Source organism: Pseudoalteromonas sp. S3260, from assembly GCF_005886925.1.
GTDB classification, from domain to species: domain Bacteria; phylum Pseudomonadota; class Gammaproteobacteria; order Enterobacterales; family Alteromonadaceae; genus Pseudoalteromonas; species Pseudoalteromonas tetraodonis.
The window spans coordinates 1-523 of the sequence record NZ_PNCV01000392.1; the positions used below are offsets into that span (position 1 = coordinate 1).

The 523-nt window shown below is 36.3% G+C and carries 1 protein-coding gene; it reads left to right on the forward strand.

Annotated features, from left to right (window positions below):
- Nucleotides 1-33 precede the first annotated feature (33 nt).
- Nucleotides 34-523: TIR domain-containing protein (locus CWC14_RS18930; RefSeq protein ID WP_249928794.1), on the forward strand; the 490-nt coding region annotated here is incomplete at its 3' end.

Genomic DNA, 523 nt, shown 5'->3' on the forward strand with positions numbered 1-523 from the left:
TTTAATCTATCTAGCAATACATTAGATGACCTGATTCTAAAGTCTAAGTCTGTAGACTTTTCTGCTTTTATATTTTCGCCTGATGATCTGGCAACTATGCGTTCACGAGAACATTATGTCGTAAGGGATAATGTACTATTAGAACTTGGGTTATTCATTGGTTCTATCGGTAAGGAAAGGTGCTTTATTATTAAGCCTCGCGACGTAGAGTTACATTTCCCTAGTGACTTACTTGGTATTACTCCAACTGATTATGACCCTAATCGCTCAGATAATAATTTAACATCCTCGTTAACCTATGCTTCAACACAAATCAAAAGAGAAATGAATAGTAAAGGTGTATTCAAAGAAATTAGCACCTCAAAAGTTCAAAAACTCGACGTTAACAATGTATTGAGCGAGGTATCTGAAAATGATTTGATAATTTTGGGGTCGCTATTGGAGAGTTACAATAATGATGTTGAGGGCTGCATTAGCTGGGACTTACCAAATAAAATTCAGCAGCAAATCCCAACACCGACTC